The sequence below is a fragment of the Pedobacter aquatilis genome (genome assembly GCF_030409415.1).
GTDB classification, from domain to species: Bacteria; Bacteroidota; Bacteroidia; order Sphingobacteriales; family Sphingobacteriaceae; genus Pedobacter; species Pedobacter aquatilis.
Window position 1 is genome coordinate 152,689 of the sequence record NZ_JAUFPW010000033.1, and the last position, 15,579, is coordinate 168,267.

Sequence of the window (15,579 nt, forward strand, 5' to 3'; positions counted from 1 at the left end):
CATGTCTCCATTGTTTTGCCAATCAAATTCGCTCAATCAAAAATACTTAAAACTCTTTTTGGTAGAGGCTGCATTTTTTTCGTCATGCAAAAACGAGCGTTCATGTTTCGAGAGCGATCGATCGTCAAATAGATTTTTGCATATGCTATAATCTTCTGAATTTAAATTATTCAAAATCAAACCATACTGAATTACATCTGATTTAAATACGTTTATTCTATGTTAAAGACAAAGATTTTTTTCTCTGCCTGGGGGCTTTTATTGCTTGCGAATTTTCATGCAAGTAGCCAGAGCAAAACGCTTACTCCGGGAATTGACAATGTCATGCCCCCATCTCCTAATGCAAGTGCGATTAATAAATTTGGGAATATCCCTGTTGGTCAGTCGACTGGTGTACCCGACATTAGTGTGCCCATTTATGCCTGGAACGGAAAAAATTTCGGTAAAACCTTAAATATTTCCCTGAACTATCATAATAGTGGCGTGAAAGTGGATGAAACGGCTTCCAACATTGGCATCGGCTGGGCTTTGAATGCCGGAGGAGTGATTTCAAGAACAGTCCGGGGTACCTATGATGAGCTACCCGGGGATGGATTTTTGTATAAAGCTATGCCAGCAGGTGCGCATGAGGGGAATACACCAGGCGTTCCAAATAATGAAAGGCTTTTTACCAAAATGAATTCGAATCTTGTAGATACTCAGAATGACATTTTCAATTACAGCTTTAATGGACAGAGCGGACGGTTTCTGCTGGGTAAAAATGATGATATCTTGTTTCTGGAACAAACCAAGATAAAAGTTGAAAAATCCATCGATATCATAGATGGTAAGCCCATGTTATCAAAGTTTATAATAACAGATGATTACGGATATAAATATGTTTTTCAGGATTATGAAGTTTCCTCGCGTGTGAATGGTTCTGGCTGGAATGCCAGGTTTACTTCTAGCTGGTACTTAACTAGAATCTATAATCCTACAAATAACGATACCATCGAATTCGAGTACGAATCTAACAATTTCAGAAACGAGTATGCTGGGGCATTTACGATTGCAATGCCGCTATTCGGTGATGGTTTTGGTTTTCCTGCAGAATTTTCCGGAGGATCTGCGATGGATGTTTTCGGCAGGAGGCTTAAGAAAATTACTTTTCCAGATGGCAACGTAGTAGATTTTTTTTATAGCACAATCCAACGTCAAGATTTACTGGGGGATTACATGTTGCAGAAAATAAAAATGACCAAGGGCAACGCAACCTATGGTTACCTGCTCAACCAGGATTATTCGCTTTCTGGAAGGGCTACACTCTTAAGCGTTACCCCAATAGGTGGAATAGCTGAAGCACCCGATAAACCTTATACATTTGAATATGTAACCTACCCCGCTTTGCCTGCTAAATACAGTGCCCAGCAAGATCATTGGGGATACTTTAATTACAATCCAGGTGGCCTGCTTCCTCATGAATACTTCAGAGCACCCGGTGGACAATATAATCCTTGGCGGGAATTTGGCGGCGGTAATCGCGATACCCATTCCGACAGGGTTAAGGCTGGCTCTTTACTGAAAATGACCTATCCGACTGGTGGTTATACCCTATATGATATGGAAGCCAATACCGCTAAAGATAATTGGTTGGAACAGAATGAAACCGTAACGGTGACCAACCCTCCTTACACGGATAAGATGATGAGCGAGAGCCTGAACAGTGATAACTATCCAGCTGCAAATATTCCATTCCTATTTGAAGGAGAGAATAGCACTTCAACTACATTTGATATAACAATCAATCCGCTTGGCGGAAATTGTTCTAGTTCTTGTGCCATTAGGTTTGAAATCTACAACAGCTCGAATGTGTTGCAGACAACTCAGCAAATTAACTTTACTGATCCCTCTCCAGACCCTTATCAAATTACCAAATCGTTTTCACTATCAGGCCTAGTAAAAGGACAGACTTATTATATAAAAGCCTTTACGATAAATGTGTCAGGCTATTATGAATATGTGCAGATAAACAGACGAGAAATTAATAATGGAAGCACTTCTACAGTGACGCTTTCACACGTTCAGCCATTTGTCGGCGGCTTAAGGACAAAAAAAATCCAGGATTTTGTGGACAACAGTGGTCAACCTGCAACAACCCGCGAATATGAATATGTAAATGAAGATGGGGTAACTTCTTCCGGTGCACTTGGTTTTAAACCGGTGTATACCTATCTGGTATATTATGATTATAAAAGGGATCCTACACTGTATGAGGAACCATCTTACCATGGCAATTTCAATTACAATTATGCTATCCGGAGCACATCAACTGTGAATGAAATGGCGTACACCAATGGAAGCCCAGTTACCTACAAAAGGGTTGTAGAAAAATCAACCGCAAATGGGGTAAGTCTTGGTAAAACCGTCCGTTATTTTACAGGTTTTCAGGATTATGCACCTGTCGTTCAGGATGTATTTCCGCCCATCCCCACACAATATGGAACATGGGCTTATGGGCTGCTTAAAAAGGAAGAAATCTATAATGCTGCTGGTCAGGTTTTAAAGAAAACTGAAAATACTTACAGCCTTCCAAATGATGGTTATGGCAGTTCTCCAACCCGAGTTGAAAATTTCCGTTCCATCAGCATTGCGCCGGTGAAATATCTGTGGCCCGGTGACCCTTTCAATCCACACATTACACCTGATGGTGAACCTCATTATTACTTGATGAGCAGTTTTACGCCTGTCGCTGGTCGCTCGGAGCTAACCCAAAGCGTGGTGACGGAATACCAGCCTGGACAAGCTGATTTGGTTTCAGTTACTAATAATGTTTACGACCAGCAGGAATATTACCTGAAAGAAACCAAAAATATCAACAGCAAAAACCAGGAACGTAAAACCGTAAGCGAGTATACAAAAGACCGGGCAATTTCTGGGCCCAACGCTGGGACTTTCGCATTAATGCAAGCAAAAAACATGGTTAAAAATGTTGTCGGTGAAAAGCAGTACCTGAATGGAACCGAGTTAATGGCACAACGTAAAGATTACTTCAACTGGTCTTCAGATTTGTTTGCGCCCTCTGTCGTCTATACTCAAAAACAGGGCTATCCCGAAGAAGCAAGGATTAGGTTTATGAATTACGATACCCATGGATCAGTGGTCTCTGTTCAGCAGGAAAATGGCGTTCCAATGTGTTATGTCTGGGGTTACGGCGGGGAGCATCTTCTGGCTAAAATTACCAATGCAGATTACGCTTCTGTACAAGCCGCTTTGGGTGGTGCTCAGGTAGTTGAGAATTTCAGAAATGAAAGGAATCCTGCCGATGCGACTGTGGAGTCTTTTACGAACCAGCTTCGAAATCTTCCCAATGTTCAGGTAGAGAGTTTCACTTATAATACCCTGGTGGGTATGACCAGTCAAATCGATGCTAAAGGTCTTAAAAGTAGCTATGAATACGATGCTTTTGGAAGGCTGAAACATGTCAAAGACCAGAATGGAAATATTGTAAAAAGTAACGAATACCACTACAAAAATTAAGGCCTCATGAAAAAATTTTTAGATTCTTTAGTTAAGACAATAATATTAATATTAGCTCTGTCAGCAATTAAAGTTCAGGGACAACAGCATATTTCCCTATCGAGTTATTCGGGCCAAAGTGAAATTAAAGCGACTGGCAGCGTGACGCTTACTGATGGCTTTCATGCGCCCGCCGGGACAAACCTGCGTATATTTACCGGTGCCAGTTTTCAGAATTGTGCTATATTGACTTCTTTGCCGAGTGCCAATCAAAATTATGTCCTTTCTAGGACTTTCAAGATACCTGGCATCACAACAGATGCACAGGTAAATGTATCAGGACGCTCGGTCTGCCAAGAAAACCAAAGCATAGAATATATTGACGGATTGGGAAGGCCGGTGCAGAAAATAACTTTGAATGGTGGTAATGTCGGGCACGATCTGGTTCAACCGGTTGCTTATGACGGGTATGGACGCGAACAGGTTAAACATCAGCCCTATTCCGTATGGAACAATAATGGCGCTTACAGGGCAGATGCGGTGACTGGTGGTCAGGCAGGTTTTTACAATGCCCCACCATCTGGAATAAAAAATACCGCAAGCCCATTTTCGTTAACCGTTTTTGAACCTAGCCCACTTAATCGTGTGGTCGAACAGGGCGCTCCAGGAGATGCGTGGCAGCCAATTGCTGGTAGCAACACTGGACATACCATCAAAACTGAATATGGCACCAACGGGGCAAGTGACGTGAAATTATGGACCTTAACTGGCAATGGTGCTTCTGCTTCCTGGTATGATGCGGGGAGGTTATCAAAAACCACTTCAAAAGATGAAAACTGGTCTCCAAATGATGGTCTTGCTGGTGTAAAAGAGGAATTTAAAGATTTGGATGGACAAATTGTATTGAAGAGATTCTGGGAAACAGCCTCAAAACAGCTTAATACCTATTACATCTATGATGATTTTGGAAACTTGACTTATGTATTGCCTCCTGCGGTAAATGAAAATGGACAAGCTTTCTTAAATTCTTTTACGGAGAATGATGCTGCCTTTGATCAATTTATCTATGCTTATCATCATGATAGCCGAAACAGGGTAACAGAAAAGAAAATACCCGGAAAAGGCTGGGAATACAGCGTTTACAATATTTTAGATCAGGTAGTATTAACCCAGGATGCCGTTCAGAGACAAAATCAACAGTGGTTATTCAGCAAGTACGATGCTGTTGGCAGGGTAATTATTACCGGTTTATATAGTGATGGAACTAGTAGAGCCAGCTTACAAGCTGCTGTTAATGCCCATGTGAAAAAATGGGAGGATAAAACAAGTGCAGGTGAGGGATATACTAATGATGCTTTTCCTCAATCTATCGCTTATTATCATTCCATTAATTATTTTGATGACTACAATTTTCCTGGGAATAGTTTTGGCGGTCCAACCGGAAGTCAGGTAGCAGGTTTAGGAACTAAAAGTCTTCCAACTGCAACAAAAATTACGACCTTGGGTACCGGATCAATGCTGCTCACCGTTAACTATTATGATCAGGAAGGACTGCTCGTTCAAAGCAAATCTCAGAATCACTTGGGAGGAACAGATGTAATAGATAATGCTTATAATTTTTCGGATGAATTAACGGCTTCAACCAGAACACATGTTGCAAACGGTCTAAGCACTACTGTTGCCGATCGCTTTGAATATGACCACCTCGGCAGAAAACTTGCTTCAATGAAAAGTATAAATAATCAAGGTGAAGTCGTGATTAGCAAATCCGAATATAATGAAATCGGTCAGCTTAAAAATAAAAGCCTTCACAGTACAGATGGAAGTAGTTTTCTTCAAAACACTGGCTTTGCTTACAATGAAAGAGGCTGGTTAAAAAACAGTACCAGTAACCAGTTCAGTTTACAGCTAAACTATCAGGATGGCAATGTACCCCAATACAATGGCAATATCTCAAACCAGTACTGGGGAGCTGGAAGCAATCCCGGACTAAACGCTTTTACATATGGTTATGACAGGCTAAACCGACTGACATCAGCATCCTCTTCCGGACTTGGGGAGAGCATTAGCTATGATGTTATGGGCAATATAACGAGCTTAACCCGGGAGGGATATGGCACTAATCATTATTCTAATTATGAGGGCAACAGATTGAAAAATATCAATGGCTTCGTTAATTCTGCATATAGTTATGATTCTAATGGTAATCTGATATCTGATTCACAGAAAAATATAACTTTAAGCTATAATTTTTTGAATCTACCAAGTGTAGTTTCTGGAAGCCAGAATGTAACGTACTTATATGACGCTGCGGGCAACAAATTAAGAAAATCCTCTGCAGGTGGAAATATAGAATATGTTGATGGCATCCAATATAAAACAAATGGAACCATTGATTTTATTCAAACAGAGGTGGGAATTGCGAGAAACAATAGCGGAGTCTATAGTTATGAGTACACTTTAACCGATCATTTGGGTAATACCAGGGCGACATTTTATAAAAACCCCAATAGTCAATCCTTGGAGGTATTGCAGCGTGACGATTATTTTGCTTTTGGTTTAAGAAGAGGCACGCTTGCAGCTTCCAATGATAATAAATACCTTTACAATAAGAAAGAATTACAAGATGAGCTTGGGCAATATGATTATGGGGCTAGGTTTTATGATCCGGTAGTTGGTAGGTGGAATGTTGTGGATCCGTTGACTGAACTCGATCGAAAGACAACTCCATATGCTTATGCGTTTAACAACCCTATTCGTCACACAGATCCGGATGGAATGTTTGGAGAGGATTTTAATGACGATTTTGGTCAGGAAGAAGGCCCAAAGCCAAAACCTAAAGAGGTTGTATCAGCTGCAGGGGCAGCTACGGTCGGTGGAGCTATTTGGAATGCACTTGCAACTATTGGAGAAGGTATAGAAATAGTTGGAACTGGTGCAGCAACAGCGATCGCTGGGACGGTTGCTTTGGTATTTTTACCTACAGAAGCGGGCCGAGGTTCGGATAGACCGCCAAGTTCTTTTTTACCTCCGCCACCAATTCCTCCTAAATTGAAAGATGATGCTAAGGCAAAACAAACTACTCCTGAAACTTCAAAAAAGCAAAATAGAAGAGCAGATGCTGAACATACCTCTAATCAACAGCAAAAGAACAAGAATAAACACGAAGATGCTAGAGCGAGAAAGGATAGGGAGCAAGCAAAAGCTGATGAAAAATATAGCAATACGAAAAGCACGAAGAAAGATACTCGATCAAATAATCAAAAAAAGAGAGATGACCCTGATTACAAGCGCACTGGCCCAAAAACAGAATAGAGATGAAAACAGAACATAGTGATGAGTTGTTAGATGAATTTTATTTAGCATATAGAAATCGCAATTATAACGAAGCTATATTGTTGCTTAAAGCTATTATTCTAAAAGATAGAAAAGGTTCATTTTGGCTATATTCCAGATTAAGTTCCTGCTATTATGAACTTAAAGATTATAAGCAAGCCCTTTCTTATGCAAAAAAGGCTTATAAATTAAATCCCAACTCACCCTTAGTGCTATGGGACTATGCAGGTGTATTGATAATGCTTAAAAAGGAAAAGAAAGCCATAGAGTTTTTAATGTTAATACAGCATATGGATGAGGACCTAACGGTATATGGCTTTACAGAAAGTGATACAGGATGGATGCGGTCAATTAAAAATGATGCAAATTTCTTGATAGGAAAAGCTTACTATACAATATGTGAAGATGAGCTAGCAAAAGAGTTTCTTCTTAAGCATTTATCCAATAGGAAAAGGGGGAGAAAAAGTATCTATCCAAAAAAATTAGTTCTAAAGTATTTGAAAAAATTAGATGGTTAAATTCTGCCTCAATTCCACGTGTGCTTAAAATAAAACTTCACAAAGCCCAACCCTAAAAGTTGGGCTTTATTAATTTGAATTAGTCAAAACTTAATTATAGCTGTTCGAGATGTTAGCTTTTCAGCACATCTCGAACTAGTTGTTAGTAAGGATTTGTATTCCCTCACTAGTTTAAGTTTTTAATAAGGCAACTTAAATTTCTTGTATAAGAATAAGGGTTTTGTTGGTAATTTAAGCAGAAAAGAAAATATAAAGGCTCGGTAATCCCTTCTGGTTTATTGTTCTCTTTTTAGCGGTCAATAAATCTAAAATAGAAGCTAAGACTTTGTCTGAAAAATGAAGAAACAAAGATGCAATGAAAAGCTGAAAAATGGCGATAAAATAGAGATTTGGTGAAGTAGTATTTCTCATTTTATAACATTTGTAGATGTAAAGTGAGTACATGCTTTAGTATTTTAGGGATTAGAAGATGTATAGCATTAACTGCATAATTGCAGATCGAGGCAATCATTGGGTAGGGTAGCTGGATCTCTGTCTGGAGACCTGGGCTTTAAAAAAGATTTAAGTGAGCCGTTGGAACACTTAAACCAGAGGAGATTCTAAAAAACCTTAAATAAGTAAACAAATGATATGAAGAGAACCTATATTATAATTCTTGGCGCATGTACCGCTTACATGATTGTTACGGGATTCACAGCATTGCTTTACATTTTTACAGCAATTATGCAAGGTGTAATAGTGAACCTGTTTGGGTGGTGCTCAATGATCGTTTGCATTTGCATAGCGTTGATTACAATAGTTAATGGCATAAAGATTTTGAGGAACATTTGTTCTCCAAGTCTTATTGGACTGAAGACGATGATGTGGATAGCGTTAATCCAAATCATTGCTCTTGTTTTTAACGGATTTCAATTTAAATTCAATTAGGGAGCTGAAGTTGTAGCCTTTTGGCAAATGGATTATGATACTGCTTTTACCCAAATTGGAATTGATTTTGATAATTTGAATTTCGGCTATACAGTTCGTTTTGCTGAATCAACGTATTGTGCAATTCGAATAAATTTAGTATTTGTCTTCTTGGCCGTGGCTTACTTTTATTATCATATAAACGCAAAAAATAGTTCATCTATTCAAAATGTTTCGAAAGGTATCTCGAATTGAGTATAAGATGCAATTGAAATGTTTTAAACAGAAGCCTACTAGCTAAAAACTGGTAGGCTTCTGTTGTTTATTCCACGAACCAATGATCGCTATTTGAATAGTATGTGTTACTATTTTTTGAGCCATGTTATCTCTTTAATAAAATTTCTCATTAAGTTTCGTTCAAATGCTGGCTTGGAGAAACCAACATATTTGCCCCCTCCGAACCAGTTTCTAATTATTCGTAAAGTCATTAATATAGATGTTGTTGCAAGAGAAATATTTTCGGTAAAAGAGGTCAATTAGGTTCGTTTTATCCAAATATATTTTCCTTGCAACCAAAAATATAGAAAAGTAAATCGAAAAATTATCTTCACATTTCTCTTTACTGCATAATGTGTTTCATGCAGAGATGATAAATGTGAAAACCTGATCCCAAAAGGACTGTTCACCGCAGAATGCATGGTTCAAAGGTCATCTAACCTGATGCTTTGACTTAAGCGATAATTTCAGATATCAGTTATCTTCTTTTTCTTTCTGTACGCGTTTCGCTCTGCTTTTTATTCCGGGCCTATTCAGCAGTTCTTTGCCCGCCCAGTTCTAGCGTTAGCATTTCGTATTCTTTTTTTACGGCGCTCGCAGATCTGTCGAGCGTCAATCACATAGCGGATTTTTCAAAAACCGAAAGCGCCTACGACGTTGGTGGTATCGCCAGTAGGAGCCTTTTGAAATCAAGTTTAGGGGCTGACCCTATGTGCTTGTCAGTTTGGGTACCGTTTGTTTTCGAGTTTTGCTTTCGTTCTGAGGGCAATGGGGCCTGAGGGTTTGATTTTCTGGTTTATGTTACAGCAGTTTTCCTGGGGAGCGTTTCTCGTCGCTTCGATTGTGCTCAATGTGGTATGGTATGTTTTTGTTGGTCTGGTTTTTTACCGCCCGGAGGTCTCGGCTTTTCTGGGCGGGGTCTTTGGTGGGAGCAGCGTGGATGGTGTCAGCGTTGATGACAGGGACTCATTTAAGGATGAAGAGTGGCGGGATGGGGAAATCGAAAGGGAAGTGGATGCGGCGCTGATGGGGGTTTCGAGAATGCCCGATGGAGTGGAGGTCAAAAGTTCTTCGCAGGTTAGTTTTTCTACTGCTATGGGTGAGGAAAGGTATGATCAGATTGGGCTGGTGGCTGATGTGGTGCAGGAGCTCAAAAGTATCTTTTCGGAGCTGGAAAAAAAGGCAGGTGATAAAAGAGATTTCTTTAGGCTGCTGGCCAGGGTGAAAGAGGATTACGGGCCGCTGTCGGGGCATCCGTCGGTGGGTGCACTGACGGGGTTTATCGTGGAGCAGGCACCGTTTCACCTAACTGCTGAGGAGTTGGAGAATTTGTGGTATTAGTCTGGTTTTGGATTTTTTAAGGTAATGGATATGAAAAGGTTAATGTGGGGGAAGCGGGGCTTTATGGCTCTGCGACAAAGTATAAAGCGGTATAATATTGAGTTGTGGCGATGTGTGTTTGTTCTGGCGCTGATGATTGTCTGGATTGCGGCGGGGCTGAACTGCTTTGCTCAGGATGGCAATGCGGGGATCCAGGAGGCGACCAATAAGGTGAAAGGCTATTTTGATACGGGCTGCGATTTGATGTATGCCATTGGTGCGGTGGTGGGGATTATCGGGGCCATTAAGGTATTCAATAAGTGGAACGCGGGAGAGCCGGACACCAATAAGGTGGCGGCGGCCTGGTTTGGTTCCTGCATATTTTTGGTGGTGGTGGCGACGGTGTTAAAGTCGTTTTTTGGGATTTAAGGTTAGGAGGATTTGTAATGGCTAGTGTATATCAGGTGAATAAAGGGGTTTCGCGTCCGATTGAATTCAAGGGGCTTAAAGGCGTTTACATCGGGGTATTGGCTGGCGGGCTGGTGTTTCTACTAGTGGGGTTTGCGGCACTCTATATTTTAAGAACGCCTTTGTATGTGCTGTTGCCAATAGTTTTATTGCTGGGGGCGGGGCTTTTTATGGCGGTGTTCCGTTTATCGAAAAGGTTCGGGGTGTACGGGTTGGGAAAGTGGATGGCGAGGCGGGGCGTGCCAAGCTATATCAGGTTTTCCTCGCGCAGGTTGTTTGTTGGCTTGAAAGGAGGGGACTATGGTAGAAGCTAAGATGATAATGCCAATTTATAAAATTGAGAAGGATTGCATTTTATCCAGGCAGGGAGATGTGACGGTTGGCTTTAAGGTGTCTTTGCCGGAGATTTTTACCCTTTCGGACAGGGAGTATGAAAGCTATCACCAGAGCTGGGTGAAGGCGATTAAGTTATTACCTGAAACTTGCATGTTTCATAAGCAGGACTGGTTTGTCAAGGGGAGGTTTAAGGCTGATTTTGATTCGGCTGGAGACAGTTTTTTAGGTAGGTCTTCAGAGCGGTTTTTTAAGGAACGGGAATGTTTGGACCATAGCTGCTACATTTTTCTGACCAGAAAGGCTGGTGGGAGATTGTCGAGTTCGGCGTTAAGTAATGTGCTGCGCAAAAGCATCGCGCCCGCCCAGACCACAAATCAGGTTTTGGTGGATGAATTTTTAGATGCTGCCGGGCAGTTTGTTCGCATCATGCAGGACTCGGGTTTTGTTTCCTTGCAGCGGCTGGGCGATAATGAGCTAGCGGGTACAGCCAATTTCCCGGGCGTACTGGAAAGATACTGCTTCCTTTTGGCTGAAGGAGAGCCTTCGGTTATCCGTGATATCCACCTTCGGGACGAGATCAGGGTGGGGGAGAAACATTGCTGGCTGTTTACGCTCTCGAACACGGAAGATTTGCCTTCGATGGTCGGTTCGCGGATAAATTATGATAAGTATTCTACCGACAGGACCAAATTTTCGGTGGGTTTTGCTTCACCCCTGGGGCAGCTGCTCAACTGTAATCATATCTATAACCAGTACATCTTTCTGGGGGATAGTTCGCTGACGCTTAAAAGACTCGAGGCGAAGAAACTTCGTTTGCAGTCGCTTTCTGCTTACAGCCGGGAGAATGCGATCAGCCGGGATGCGGTAAACGATTTTCTTAATGAGGCGATTGCTGGTGGAAAATTGCCTGTGAAATCACATTTTAATGTGCTTTGTTGGAGCGAAGATGAGGGGGAGATGAAGGAAGCAGGTAATATGGTTTCTTCGGCTATGGCGCAGATGGATGCGGTAGCGAAACTGGAGAGCGACGGGAAGGCGCAGGTCTGGTTTGCCGGGCTGCCGGGCAATGAGGCGGATTTTGCGATGAACGATACCTTTGACACCTTTTTAGAACAGGCGAGTTGTTTTTTTAACCTGGAGAGTAATTACCGCTCGTCGGTTTCGCCCTTTGGAGTGCGTCTTGGGGACAGGCTTTCCGGCCGTCCGGTACATGTGGACATCTCGGATGAACCGATTAGCCTTGGGATAGCGACCAATCGCAACAAGTTTATCCTAGGACCTTCGGGTTCCGGAAAGTCTTTTTTGACCAATCATCTGATGCGGAGTTATGCCGAGCAGGGGGCGCATGTGGTGATTGTGGATGTGGGACATAGTTACTCGGGGCTTTGTGAGCTGATGGGTGGGTATTACTTTACCTATTCTGAATCTTCGCCTATTGCTTTTAATCCGTTTTATCTCGGTGAGGGGGAGGTGATGGATACTGAGAAGAAGGAATCCATTAAGACGCTTTTGCTTGCACTTTGGAAAAAGGATGATGAGACTTTTACTCGTTCGGAATATGTGGCGCTTTCGGGTGCGCTGAGCTTATATTTTGAGTATCTGGGAACCAGGCATGATATCTTTCCGTGCTTTAATTCTTTTTATGAGTATTTGCAGTCTGGTTATGGGGCGGAGCTGGAGCGGAGACGGGTCAAGGCTTCTGATTTTGATATCGGGAATTTCATTTATGTGCTTTCGCCCTTTTACCGTGGCGGGGAGTTTGATTACCTGCTGAATGCGAGGGAGAATCTGGACCTTTTAGCTCAGCCCTTTATTGTTTTTGAGCTGGACAATATAAAGGACCACCCGATTCTTTTTCCAGTGGTGACCCTTATCATTATGGAAGTGTTCATCTCCAAGATGAGAAAGCTCAAAGGGGTTCGTAAGGTGTTTTTGTGCGAGGAGGCCTGGAAGGCCATTGCCAAAGAAGGAATGGCTGAGCAGCTGAAATACTTATTTAAAACGGTTAGAAAGCATTTTGGGGAGGCGATAGTGGTGACCCAGGAAGTGGAGGACATTATTTCTTCTCCCATTGTCAAGCAGGCAATTATCAATAACTCGGACTGTAAGATTCTGCTCGACCAGAGCAAATACCAGAACAAGTTCGATCAGATACAGGAACTTTTGGGACTAACCGATAAGGAAAAGGCGCAGGTGTTGTCCTTAAACAAAGCAAACGACGCAAAGAGGAAGTATAAGGAGGTATTCATTTCTATCGGCGGGCAGATGAGTAAGGTGTACCGGACCGAGGTTTCTCTGGAAGAGTATCTGTGCTATACCACTGAAGAGCGGGAAAAGCTTCGGGTGAGCGAATATGCGGGCAGGTACGGCTCGATGCAACGGGGGATTGCGGCGTTGGCTGCTGAGATCAGGGCAAAGCCCGGGTAACACCCAATCTAAAATTAATTCTTTATTGGATATGGAAGGATTTGGACCTTGGCTAAAAGCTAAGCTTCCGGCAAAGGCTCCGAAAGAAAACAGCGAAGGGAAATCAATTAAAGTTTACTAAAAAACGAATAACATGAGCGCAATCAAATTATTGCTGGGGCTGTGCTTTGGCTTTGCTTTAGCCGCTTGCCAGGGAGATAGGGTCAGGGATTTTATGCCCGGGAGTTATGTGAGCTCGGCAGGCGGCGAGTTCAGCATGGCCAGCGATACGCTAAAGGTCGAGCTGGTGGAAGGTAACAATTATAAGGTTTTGCGAAGTACGGGCTACAACCTGATCCGTAATGGCAAGGTCGGGAGGAGGGAATATGAAACGCAGGTTTGGAGCTGCACCTATAGCGTAGCCACAAATCAGTTAACTGAGCTCAGGAAAGGAAGAGTGATCTCCTTTTTTCCAGGACGAGGGGAGCTGAGCGTTGGTAAGCGCATATATAAAAAGATAAATTAACAGAACGAGGACAAGAAAATGATGGGAAGCATGAAAAAGTTTATGGTGATACTGCCAATCTCGGCGATGACAATATTTGTGACTTTGCCAACCGGTGCGAACGCGCAGGTGGCGTTTTTGGAGGTGATTAAGGCAGGGGTTAAAAAGGTGATTAAGGCGATGGATCTAAAGGTGCAGCGCTTGCAGAACGAGACGATCTGGCTGCAAAACGCGCAGAAGGTGCTGGAAAACCAGCTTTCAAAACTGAAGTTGGGAGAGATTGCGGAATGGACAGGGAAACAGAAAGCGCTTTATGGCCAGTACTATGAGGAGCTCTGGAAGGTGAAATCTGCAATCGTGTACTATAAAAGGCTTCGGGAACTGACTGAGATTCAGGTACGCATCGTGGAGGAATATAAGTGGGCCTGGAACCTGTTCAATAAGTCTGGGCATTTTTCTGCTGATGAGCTGCTTGCGATGGAAAAGGTGTATTCGGGGATACTGGAGGTTTCGGTGAAGAATGTAGACGGGATTCTTTCAATCGTGGGTTCATTTAAGACGCAGATGAGCGACGGGGCGAGGCTGGAGCTGATTGTTGCGGCGGCGGACGCGATGGAAGCCAACTGGCAGGATTTGAAAAGGTTTAACAGGGAAAATAGTTTGCTTTCAATTCAAAGGGCGAAATCATTGGATGAGGTTGCTAAACTAAAGGAGCTGTATGGGATCGAGAATTAAAGGTTACTGGAAATTTCTTTTTGGTTTTATGGTAGTGATTTGGGGCGTGGCTTTAAGCTCAGCTTCCTGCAAAGCTCAAAATTGGAACGAGGTCTTTCGTCAAAAGATAACGCAGGAAAAATACTTACTTAAGCAAATCGCCTATCTTAAAGTATATGCCGGTCAGGCCTGGAACGGCTATAAACTGGTGAGTGGTGGTCTGGAAAACATTGGTGGTTTTACTTCTGGAGAATTCAGGTTGCATGAGGCCTTTATCTCAGGCCTGTCAAAAGTGAGCAGTTTGGTGAGGAAGGATTTCAGGATCGAAGAAATCGTGAAATTCCAACTTGGCATCAATTCCAATTTAAGGGCTTTGCAGAAAGGCTCAGCCTTAAGCCCAGCCCCAAATCAAGATTATTATAAGGCAGTGCAGGAAAAGATAGCAGCAGAATGCAATTCCGATCTGGATGAACTGATGGATATTGTGTTATCAGGAAATCTGGCTTTGAACGATGCGGAGCGGCTTGGTCGATTGGGTGCGATTCACGCCTCGATGCGGGAGAAATCAGAATTTACAAGATGGTTCTGCACGGGGGCTGCGCTTGTGGCCCGGTCTGAGAAAGGAGAAAAACTGGATATAGAAGAGTTAAGGAGGCTTTATGAAAAAAATTAGAAGATATGCTTTGGTGGTTTGGTTGATGTGCCTTTGCGGGCTGGGCGCTACTGCCCAGTCCAATGAGGCAAAGCAGTTGATGCTGAACGTGGAAAAGCTATCCAGTCTGAAAAACATCCTTTCGGACATGAAAAAAGGATATACTGTGCTATCGCAAGGCTATTCCAAGGTGGCGGCAATTGCCTCGGGCAATTTTTCGCTGCACGAGGTATTCCTGGACGGGCTGATGGTGGTCTCGCCAGAAGTGAAAAAGTACAGGCGGGTGGCGGATATTATTTCAGCTCAGCGAGCAATCGTTTTGGAATATAAAGCGGCGCTTGGTGCCTTTCGGGGAGCAGACGTATTCAATGCCGGGGAACTGGATTACCTGGGCAGTGTGTATGCTTCGCTCTTTGATGCCTCGCTACAGAATTTGGAGGATCTGGCGATGGTGATCACTTCTTCTAAACTTCGTATGAGCGATGAGGAAAGGCTAAAGGCGATTGATAGGATTTTTCTGGATACTGCGGACAAGCTGGAGTTTTTGAGGGATTTCAATCGGGGTGCGCTTGTGCTGTTTCGCCAGAAGCAGAAAGAGCAGCGCGAAATTGCACAGCTCAAAAGTTATTACAATAACAATTAGATTT

General features: G+C 42.7%; 11 protein-coding genes. All 11 read left to right on the top strand.

Annotated elements, in window-relative coordinates; genetic code table 11:
- Positions 1-219: 219 nt before the first annotated feature.
- Positions 220-3,516, top strand: coding sequence for an RHS repeat domain-containing protein (locus QWY86_RS15640; RefSeq protein WP_290243355.1), 3,297 nt, complete (start codon positions 220-222; stop codon positions 3,514-3,516).
- A 6-nt stretch (positions 3,517-3,522) separates the two neighbouring features.
- Complete coding sequence (locus QWY86_RS15645) at positions 3,523-6,810, top strand: DUF6443 domain-containing protein (protein WP_290243356.1); 3,288 nt, start codon at positions 3,523-3,525, stop codon at positions 6,808-6,810.
- 2 nt (positions 6,811-6,812) lie between these two features.
- Entirely contained in the window at positions 6,813-7,349 is a 537-nt protein-coding gene (locus QWY86_RS15650) for a tetratricopeptide repeat protein (RefSeq protein WP_290243357.1), read from the top strand.
- Positions 7,350-9,329: 1,980 nt separating this feature from the next.
- Positions 9,330-9,872 carry a hypothetical protein gene (locus tag QWY86_RS15655; protein ID WP_290243359.1) on the top strand — a complete coding sequence of 181 codons (543 nt, stop codon included), beginning with the start codon at positions 9,330-9,332 and terminating at the stop codon, positions 9,870-9,872.
- Between the two features lie 132 nt (positions 9,873-10,004).
- On the top strand, positions 10,005-10,280 hold the full coding sequence (locus QWY86_RS15660) for a DUF4134 domain-containing protein (protein WP_435406639.1): 276 nt from the start codon (positions 10,005-10,007) through the stop codon (positions 10,278-10,280).
- A gap of 17 nt (positions 10,281-10,297) precedes the next feature.
- Entirely contained in the window at positions 10,298-10,633 is a 336-nt protein-coding gene (locus QWY86_RS15665; RefSeq protein WP_290243363.1) for a DUF4133 domain-containing protein, read from the top strand.
- The gene (locus QWY86_RS15670; protein WP_290243365.1) at positions 10,620-13,082 is read left to right on the top strand and encodes a TraG family conjugative transposon ATPase; all 2,463 of its coding nucleotides are present in this window, start codon (positions 10,620-10,622) and stop codon (positions 13,080-13,082) included. Before QWY86_RS15665 ends, QWY86_RS15670 begins: the two co-directional genes overlap by 14 nt.
- A gap of 133 nt (positions 13,083-13,215) precedes the next feature.
- Positions 13,216-13,587, top strand: coding sequence for a hypothetical protein (locus QWY86_RS15675; RefSeq protein WP_290243367.1), 372 nt, complete (start codon positions 13,216-13,218; stop codon positions 13,585-13,587).
- 30 nt (positions 13,588-13,617) lie between these two features.
- A complete protein-coding gene (locus QWY86_RS15680; protein WP_290243369.1) occupies positions 13,618-14,301 on the top strand; it encodes a conjugal transfer protein TraI in 684 nt (227 codons plus the stop codon).
- Complete coding sequence (locus QWY86_RS15685) at positions 14,285-14,953, top strand: hypothetical protein (RefSeq protein WP_290243371.1); 669 nt, start codon at positions 14,285-14,287, stop codon at positions 14,951-14,953. Before QWY86_RS15680 ends, QWY86_RS15685 begins: the two co-directional genes overlap by 17 nt.
- Positions 14,940-15,575 carry a TerB family tellurite resistance protein gene (locus QWY86_RS15690; protein WP_290243372.1) on the top strand — a complete coding sequence of 212 codons (636 nt, stop codon included), beginning with the start codon at positions 14,940-14,942 and terminating at the stop codon, positions 15,573-15,575. The genes QWY86_RS15685 and QWY86_RS15690 overlap by 14 nt, the downstream gene beginning before the upstream one ends.
- Positions 15,576-15,579 lie beyond the last annotated feature (4 nt).

What these genes read in the sequence shown, in the direction of transcription:
- QWY86_RS15640 (WP_290243355.1), top strand. Translation starts at nt 220, where the DNA reads ATGTTAAAGACAAAGATTTTTTTCTCTGCCTGGGGGCTTTTATTGCTT.
- QWY86_RS15645 (WP_290243356.1), top strand. Translation starts at nt 3,523, where the DNA reads ATGAAAAAATTTTTAGATTCTTTAGTTAAGACAATAATATTAATATTA.
- QWY86_RS15650 (WP_290243357.1), top strand. Translation starts at nt 6,813, where the DNA reads ATGAAAACAGAACATAGTGATGAGTTGTTAGATGAATTTTATTTAGCA.
- QWY86_RS15655 (WP_290243359.1), top strand. Translation starts at nt 9,330, where the DNA reads ATGTTACAGCAGTTTTCCTGGGGAGCGTTTCTCGTCGCTTCGATTGTG.
- QWY86_RS15660 (WP_435406639.1), top strand. Translation starts at nt 10,005, where the DNA reads ATGATTGTCTGGATTGCGGCGGGGCTGAACTGCTTTGCTCAGGATGGC.
- QWY86_RS15665 (WP_290243363.1), top strand. Translation starts at nt 10,298, where the DNA reads ATGGCTAGTGTATATCAGGTGAATAAAGGGGTTTCGCGTCCGATTGAA.
- QWY86_RS15670 (WP_290243365.1), top strand. Translation starts at nt 10,620, where the DNA reads ATGGTAGAAGCTAAGATGATAATGCCAATTTATAAAATTGAGAAGGAT.
- QWY86_RS15675 (WP_290243367.1), top strand. Translation starts at nt 13,216, where the DNA reads ATGAGCGCAATCAAATTATTGCTGGGGCTGTGCTTTGGCTTTGCTTTA.
- QWY86_RS15680 (WP_290243369.1), top strand. Translation starts at nt 13,618, where the DNA reads ATGAAAAAGTTTATGGTGATACTGCCAATCTCGGCGATGACAATATTT.
- QWY86_RS15685 (WP_290243371.1), top strand. Translation starts at nt 14,285, where the DNA reads ATGGGATCGAGAATTAAAGGTTACTGGAAATTTCTTTTTGGTTTTATG.
- QWY86_RS15690 (WP_290243372.1), top strand. Translation starts at nt 14,940, where the DNA reads ATGAAAAAAATTAGAAGATATGCTTTGGTGGTTTGGTTGATGTGCCTT.